The sequence below is a fragment of the Streptomyces sp. NPDC056480 genome, assembly GCF_042795405.1.
GTDB lineage: Bacteria > Actinomycetota > Actinomycetes > Streptomycetales > Streptomycetaceae > Streptomyces.
The window spans coordinates 1-7,401 of sequence record NZ_JBHTSA010000206.1; the positions used below are offsets into that span (position 1 = coordinate 1).

A 7,401-nucleotide genomic window follows, 5' to 3' on the forward strand; every position below is an offset into this window, starting at 1 on the left:
GGCGGATCTTCTGCAAAGCCCGCGTCAGCCCCAACAAGCTCACGTCAATCGTCAAGGCCGTCCTCACCCTGGAGAAGCAACGCTGAAGAAGCTCAGTGAGCTTCTTCAACTCGGGTTCGGCCGGAGGCGCTCAAGAGGGTCTGACCTGCACAGACACTTCAGGTGGGTCACCCGATCGGCGGGCAAGCTGAAGAAGCTCAGTGAGGCGGGCGGGTCATGAGGGCTCCCGCGAGGTGAATGATGGCTCAGAGCGGTGGGGATGGCCTTCGTGGCCGCGGGAGAGCCTGGGGTGGTCCATGAGCCGGCCCAGGGTTCTGCCTCGACGGTCCACCGGCGAAGCGGGATGCCAACCCCTCGCGACGGACGGCGCGCATGACGATACTGCTGGTAGTAGCCGCCGTTGCCCCGAGTCCTGCGGGCCGTCGGATGTCCGTCGGCGGCGCCCTCGGTTCGTGCTGCCGACGGACAGGCCGGCACGCTGGCTGGGGCGACCAGCACTCCGAGGACTCCGATGCGCCGAGGGCGATGCTCCCTTGCGCCCGACGATCTTCTCTCCGTGTCGCCACCCTGGCCGGAGGCAGGGCCGTTGGCGAGGGCCTTGATGCTCTGCGAATCGATGACACGCGCGCACTCGACCCCTGGATGCGGCCTTGTCGCCTGAACAGGCTGTTGAGTGGCGCCGCCCGGCTGCCGCTGGGTGAAGTAGGCACACAGCCCGGACTCAATCGGTCGTCGTAACACCAGCTTCTTGAGTCAAGAGTAGGTGTTCGTTGAGGGCTTCGGCGGGTGTCTTCCACCCGAGGGTTTTCCGGGGCCGGCTGTTGAGGGCGAGTGCAACGGCCTCGAGGTCGTCCGGCTGCCATCTGGACAGGTCCGTGCCTTTCGGTGCCTCTGTGTTTGTCAAGCCGCATGGGACGGTGGCGTAGTGAGCTGCCTCGACTTTCGTGGAGTCCGCGATCGTGTGATCAAGCGGTCTGCGGGGCTTGCGCCTGGTGTTCCCGGTACGTGTGCTCGTACTCGTCAGGCGGGACGTAGCCGAGGGCGGAGTGGAGTCGTTTGCTGTTGTACCAGGCGACCCACCCGAAGACGGCCCGCTCGACCTCGTCGGAGTCCCGCCACGGGCCCTGATGCTCGATCAGTTCGGCCTTGGACGTGCCGTTCAGGGCCTCAGCCATGGCATTGCCGTAGCTGTCCGCGACGGAGCCGACCGACGCGGAGACGCCAACTTGAGACAATCGCTCTGTGTAGCGAATGGACACATATTGCGACCCGTGGTTGCTGTGGTGGATCAGGTTGGTGTCCTTCTTGATCTTCTGCCGCCATAGCGCCATCTCCAGAGCGTCCAGGGGCAGGTCGGTGCGCATGTGGTCGGCGACCTGCCAGCCCACGATCCGGCGGGAGTACGCGTCCAGGACAAATGCCACGTAGGCCCAGCCCGGCCAGGTGCGGACGTAGGTCAGGTCGGCGAGCCGGAGCTGGTTCGGGCGTTCGGCCTCGAATTGGCGGCTGACCAGGTCGGGCGGGCGCGGGGCGGCCGGCTCCGGGATGGTGGTGCGGCGGCGCCGGCCGCGGATGACGCCCTCGATGCCGAGCTCTCGCATCAGCCGCTCGGCGGTGCACCGCGCGACTCGGTGGCCCGAGCGGACGAGGGCGCGGGTGATCCGGCGGGCTCCGTAGGTGCGGCCGGAGTCTTCCCATACGGCCGTGACCAGGGGAATCAGATTCTCGTCGCGGAGCCGGCGAGCCGACTTCGGCCGCGTCCTGCGCGCGAAGTACGCCGACGGGGACAGGTCCAGCACCCGGCAGACGGGATCGGCCCCGAAGCCGTCATGCAGATGGTCGATCACCTGCTCGGCCTCGTCCGGGGACGGTCGATCTCCTGGGCAAAAAACACCGAAGCGGCCTTCAAGATCTCATTCGCCCGCCTCAGCTCCACTACTTCCTTGCGGAGTTCTTTCAGCTCGTCGCGCTCGAGGGTGGTGAGCCGGTCTGAGGCGTCCCCCGGAGTGTGGACACGGGGGTTTCATGCCGCGAGCGTGAGCCTATGCTCTGCCCGGTGCTGCTGTTCGAACTCGACGGGTGAGAGGTAGTCGAGGCTGCTGTGGCGCCTGCGGGCGTTGTAGTACGTCAGCCACTGGAAGATCTCCAGCCTGGCCTGACGCACCGTCGTGAACACCCCCTGCATCGCTTCTCTCTTCAGCCCCTGCCAGAAACTCTCGGCCAGCGCGTTGTCGTAGCTCGACCCGACACGACCCATGCTCCTGCGGATGCTGAAACGGTCGCTGACCTGAGCGAACGCTGCTGAGGTGTACTGGGATCCCCTGTCCGCGTGGAAGATCACTCCCTCGATGTGGCCGCCGCGGGTCGCCACCGCCATCGTGAGCGTATCGACGACCAGCCCGGTCCTCATGTGGGTTGCCATCGACCAGCCGGGCACCCGGCGCGAGCAGATGTCCAGGACGCAGGCCAGGTAGAGCCACGTGCCGCCGACCTGCACGTATGTGATGTCGCCGCACCACTTCTCGTCCAGCTTCACAGCGGTGAAGTCACGTCGGACCAGGTCCGGTGCGGGTGGCGCGAGCCGGTCAGGAACGGTGGTGCGCTTGCGCCGCCGCAGGTGCCGGCCCTCAATCCCGTTGACGCGCATGAGCCGCTCGACGCGCTTGCGGTTGACCGTGTGCCCGAACCCGCGCAGTTCGGCGTGAACGCGGCGGACCCCGTAGGTTCCCCGGTGACCGGCGTGGATCTCGCGGATCTCAACGACCAGGGCGTCGTCGTCCGTCCGGCGGACCTCGCGGGCCTCGGCGCCGGCGAGCCACCGGTAGCAGCCCGAGCGCGAAAGGCCCAGGGCCCGGCATATCCGCTGCACGCCGAAGCCGGCGCGGTGGACGGAGATGAAGCCCCAGCGGCCGGTCATGCCCTCATCTCCTTCGCGAAATACTGGGCCGCCCGCCGCAGGATCTCCCGTTCGAGCTCCCACTCCTTCTCCGCCTTGCGCAGCCGGCCGAGCTCGGCCCGCAGCCGGGCGAGCTCCTCGTCCCGGCTCTCCACCATCGCGCCGCCGCCGTGGCCGCCGGTGCGGCCGGCCTGCTAGTCGGCCTGGCGCACCCAGGACCGCAGCGTCTCGCCGGTCACCCCGACATCCGCAGCGACCGCCGCGTACGCGCGCCGACCAGCGGCCGCGCGATACAGCGCCACCGCGTCGTTCCTGAACTCCTCCGGATACGGAGACCTACGTCCCACCAGGACACCCTTCCTCGAACCATCAAGATCCATTGTCAGAGTGTCCACACCTCGGGTGTCGCCTCAGGACCTCGCAGACCAGGTCGGTGAGGGCATGGCGGGTGATCTCTGCCGGACCGGCGGGGACGACCGAATCCACCAGCTGCTCGGCCTTGGCCGCGGACAGGTCGGGCGGTGCACCGCCCGGCAGGAGCGCACGCAGCAGCGCGTGGAGCTGGTTGACCGCGCGGACTCTGGCCTGGGCGAGATTGCTGCGCCGCTCGTCCAGCAGCGCCAGTGCGTCCGTCGAGCTCTCGGGACGCACGGGCCTCGCATCGCCCTGGAGCGCGGCGACGCATGCCGCCGCAGCCGCGTCGATGCGGTCGTTCTTGCGGCCGGCCCCGCGCGAGAGCTGGCGGACCCGGGCGGTCGCGCTGGGCGGGACATCGACGACCTCTTCTCCGCGGGCGAGCAGCCATGAGGTCAGGTGGTGTCCCAGACCTCTGGCGTTCTCCACGGCCCATCGCCGCTCGGGCCACTGACGTGCCCAGTCCAGCATGCGCTGGTACTCCTCGAGCGATACGTCGATGCGCGTCGAAGCGTGATCACGGTTGGTTTCCGGATCGACAGCTGTGGCTGTGTGGGTGGACTTGTGCGGGTCGATGCCGATCAGCATCATCGGCGGTCCCTCTTCTCGGTCGTCGGGGCGATGGGATCCGCGGCTGACAGCCCGACTTCGAGAAACGTGGGGTGGCTGATGGTCATGCCTCCGTTGAGTCAAGCCGCGAACGGGCACCGAGCAGGTCGACACACCCAAAGAGAGCCAGCCCTTGCGGGCGGCAGGAAGTACTCGAGTCAGCCTGCCCGGCGTCCTGCGGCACGTTACGGGCGGCCAACCCGATCACGACACCGCTACCCCCATACAAGTCGGGAAGTACTGCCGCAGCAGCCCGTTCGTGTTCTCGTTCGTGCCGCGTTGCCAGGGACGGTGCGGGTCCGCGAAGTAGATCTCGAGGCCGGTATCAACGCGGAGCCGGGCATGTTGGGCCAGTTCCTTGCCACGGTCCCAGGTCAGCGACCGGCGCAGCTGTTCGGGCAGTGTAGTGATCGTGGCAGCGATCGCGTCCCTGACGGCCTCGGCTCCCAGACCGGGCCCGCAGTCTGTTCGTCCTGCGGAGTTAAGGACGGCCAAGGCTTCAGCACCTCTGTGAGTGGACGTACCCGGCGTGCGGGACTGCAATTGACCAGGACATCAACGTGGCGGTCAACATCGCCAAGGCGGCCGGGCTGCCGTATCGGCGCTGCGGAGCGCGGAGAGGACCGTCAAAGTCGGACTATGTAGTCCGGCGCTGAAAGGGCCGTGGCCGTGCTGTTGGTCGCCTTGCTCGTGCTGCTGGAAAGGGCGGATGGCGGTCGAATGCGCCGGTGCTGCTCACGGAATGGGCGGTCTGTCTGCTGGCTTGCCGGGCCCGGTTTCTGCTGCTCGTTCCGTACTGTCAGGCCCAGCGCTTGTTCTGCAGGGCAGGTTCAGCTGGCCGAAGCGCGATCTACCATCCGGTCGGACCGAGAGCCGTCCCGGTGTCCGAAAGCTCCAGGCGACACCGCGGTCGTTGCTCCTGCCGTGTTCTGTGAGGAGCTGATGATGACTGTTGCCAGGCACATTATCTGTCATATTTACACTTCAGGGCTGATTCTTTTATTACGGCCTTTAAAGGGAGGGGTCAGCTTGGGGCTAAGGCGACTGAGCCAGGAAACTGCGCTGCTTGGCGGGATGAATGCGAGATATAGAATGAAAACGGCAAAGCTGAAACAGCCAACCTTGATGGTCGCAAGGATCGACAAGTGCAGTGTGGCTCCAGCACACAGGATCCAGGGGCGCAGACGGAGGTTCCAGACAAGGGTGGCGAGGGCAAACTCGACGAAGAGCGTTCCCCAGGTAGCTATTTGCATGATTTGAGGCTGGCCGACAAGCCACCCTGGCAGCTGGAAGTTCGCCAGCTCAGGCAGCCGCAATGCGTAGGAGACCGCTGAGCCATCGATCCACGTCTCACCCCTGAGCTTGAGCTGCACGGTTGTCAGGTAGATGAGGCACATCTGGACCTGCAGGAGTCTGACCGCCCAGGGGGCCCGTCTCTGGGAAGTCCAGAAGGATCCAGCAGTGCGGCGTCGGTCCAAGGAGAGTGCTGCGCCGCTGGGTGCCAGGGTCAGGAACAGTGCCTCGACAACAAGTAGTGCATCCCCGGAGTTGATTACGGACGGGTCGCGACGCGTGAATGACATGAGGCAGACGAAAACGACAAGTGCAGCTGCTCGGCTGTGCCAACCGGCAGCCAGTGCGAGCGCTGACAGCAGTGTCATTGCCCAGACAGTGAATACGGCCTGGTCCGCAGGGAACAGATGCAGGAGCCCCCATGTATACGGAATGGACATGGGATGTGGGGACACGCCGGAGGACCCGAAGAAGGTGAGAAGGTCCGGCAGCAACGCGATGGCCCACGCTGCGACGAGGAGTCCGAAGCAGATCCGCACAATGCCGAGGACGATCATCGGCTGCGGCTGGAACCAGAAGCTATTCCATGGCCCGAAACGCGGGCCGGCGGCTTCGTCCCGCAAATCCTGTCCGTGAACTCGCGCAGGGTATCTGGTCATGAGAGTGACTCGTCGTAGATGGTTTGCAGATTTCGCTGCGGAGGTTCAGTTGCCCCCGGTGGGGGGAGAGCCTGACTGGCAAGCAGTATGCGAACTCGTGTTGCGCGTACCCGGCCCTGATGCATCTGTTCAGCGACCCAGCGGGCCAGTCCTGGGCGTAACTCCGGAGCCGTAGCCAGGTTCGACGTGATCTTCTCCCACCTGTAGGTCCAGTAGTGGCTCAGCAGCGGATCTCCGTCGGGAATGCTCCACACTGCTTCCCGGCCGTTGCTCAACGTTACTACCACGCTGATTTCCTTAGTGAACCCTGGAGGATTAGGTGCGAACATACTCCAGGTCTGGTCCACGCCGCCGGCGAGACGTATAGGCGCCACGACGGACACTGCGCGATCCCTGGCGGAACCATCAGGCAGCCAACCCGGTAGCACGGGCAGGAAAAGTGTGAAGACAAGCGCGCAGATCAGCACCCGGCCGAGGGCGCTCGCCTCAATACGTTCCTGGAGCCGTGAGCACTTGCCGGGACGTCGGATAAGTCGTGCCATATGGATGAGGCTACGTGCATGTACCGGATGTTCAATGCAATGAGCCCTCTCGTGCTACTTCTTGCTCAAATCTACACATGCAGCAGTTGCGATAGGTAGCGATTACTCAGTCGTCTTCCTTGCTCCTGCCCTCAGTGTTAGGTCTCGATCGCATCAGCCGGACCCTCAGCCATCCTGACTAGCTGACGTCCCGTAGCGACGAGTTTGCCGGCCCCAGACGAACAGCGCACGCACAAGGAGAACTTTCATGAAGTGGTACAGAGAACTCAGCATGAAGTCGAAGAGGACGGTGAAGGGCACATCCGCGGCCACTGCCGCAGCGGCAGCTGTTGCCGTAGCCGCCCTGATGACTGGCCCAGCCGGCCAACTTCAGGCTGACACCACCGGCACCACCGGTGAAGTGACTGATGAGAGCAACGCGGTCTCGGATACCTTCATCAACCCTGGTTCCGGAGGCTGGCTGGGTAACCACAACGAACTGTTGGTCGTCTGACCGCATCCGACCGGTGGCAGGTGCGACGAAACCGCATTGCCTGCCGCCCGTACGCTGCTGTGGACCCTCCACCGTTGCATCGTTGCCTGGAGCACGCTGGGCGGTGACGATGAGTCTCTCGTCGCCGACCGCCTCAGCCTCCAACGACTTTTGCATCGTCCTCCGCGAGGTAGCACGATGTGACGCATACCAGTAGTGCTGTCCCGGTTGGCACCAGCAGTTGAGACGGCAATTCCCTGCGTTGGCAAGGCAGCGGTCTCCTGCTACTCCACCAGGATCTGACGAGACCTCCTCTGAGCGCTCGCTTCCAGGACGAGAGCCTGGGCAGGGTGATGTATCAGGGACCAGTCGCGAGCAGTCCGGCCCAACTACGGCACGAGGGTTGCCACGCAAAGAATCGGGGCACAGCGCATGGAGCAGTACGAGCCCGACAGCCTCTCCGCCGCGCAGACGGCGGCGATACGTCGCAGCCTGACGAGCGGCCGGGGCGCCCTC

4 protein-coding genes and 3 pseudogenes are annotated in these 7,401 nt (G+C 65.2%); 1 reads left to right on the forward strand and 6 read right to left on the reverse strand.

Translation table 11 applies throughout. The features are described 5' to 3' along the window. Positions 1-721: 721 nt before the first annotated feature. From ACFQ79_RS39555 to ACFQ79_RS39580, 6 genes and pseudogenes are all read right to left on the reverse strand, one after another. Positions 722-889, reverse strand: a pseudogene (locus ACFQ79_RS39555) (IS30 family transposase); the annotation flags it as partial. A gap of 76 nt (positions 890-965) precedes the next feature. Further along, positions 966-1,847, reverse strand: coding sequence for an IS3 family transposase (locus ACFQ79_RS39560; RefSeq protein ID WP_383592976.1), 882 nt, complete (start codon positions 1,845-1,847; stop codon positions 966-968). 176 nt (positions 1,848-2,023) lie between these two features. After that, positions 2,024-3,243: pseudogene (locus ACFQ79_RS39565) on the reverse strand (IS3 family transposase). Positions 3,244-3,265: 22 nt separating this feature from the next. Next, complete coding sequence (locus ACFQ79_RS39570) at positions 3,266-3,901, reverse strand: transposase (RefSeq protein WP_383592978.1); 636 nt, start codon at positions 3,899-3,901, stop codon at positions 3,266-3,268. Between the two features lie 249 nt (positions 3,902-4,150). Then, positions 4,151-4,390 (reverse strand): annotated as a pseudogene (locus tag ACFQ79_RS39575) (IS30 family transposase); the annotation flags it as partial. A 506-nt stretch (positions 4,391-4,896) separates the two neighbouring features. Continuing rightward, a complete protein-coding gene (locus ACFQ79_RS39580) occupies positions 4,897-5,871 on the reverse strand; it encodes an HTTM domain-containing protein (protein WP_383592981.1) in 975 nt (324 codons plus the stop codon). Between the two features lie 789 nt (positions 5,872-6,660). Between ACFQ79_RS39580 and ACFQ79_RS39585 the strand changes: the two genes are divergently transcribed. Beyond that, entirely contained in the window at positions 6,661-6,906 is a 246-nt protein-coding gene (locus ACFQ79_RS39585) for a hypothetical protein (protein WP_383592984.1), read from the forward strand. Positions 6,907-7,401: the final 495 nt, after the last annotated feature.

Bases quoted from the DNA above. Each gene is read 5' to 3' on its own strand.
- ACFQ79_RS39570 (WP_383592978.1), bottom strand. From the start codon at position 3,901: ATGATGCTGATCGGCATCGACCCGCACAAGTCCACCCACACAGCCACA.
- ACFQ79_RS39580 (WP_383592981.1), bottom strand. From the start codon at position 5,871: ATGACCAGATACCCTGCGCGAGTTCACGGACAGGATTTGCGGGACGAA.
- ACFQ79_RS39585 (WP_383592984.1), top strand. From the start codon at position 6,661: ATGAAGTGGTACAGAGAACTCAGCATGAAGTCGAAGAGGACGGTGAAG.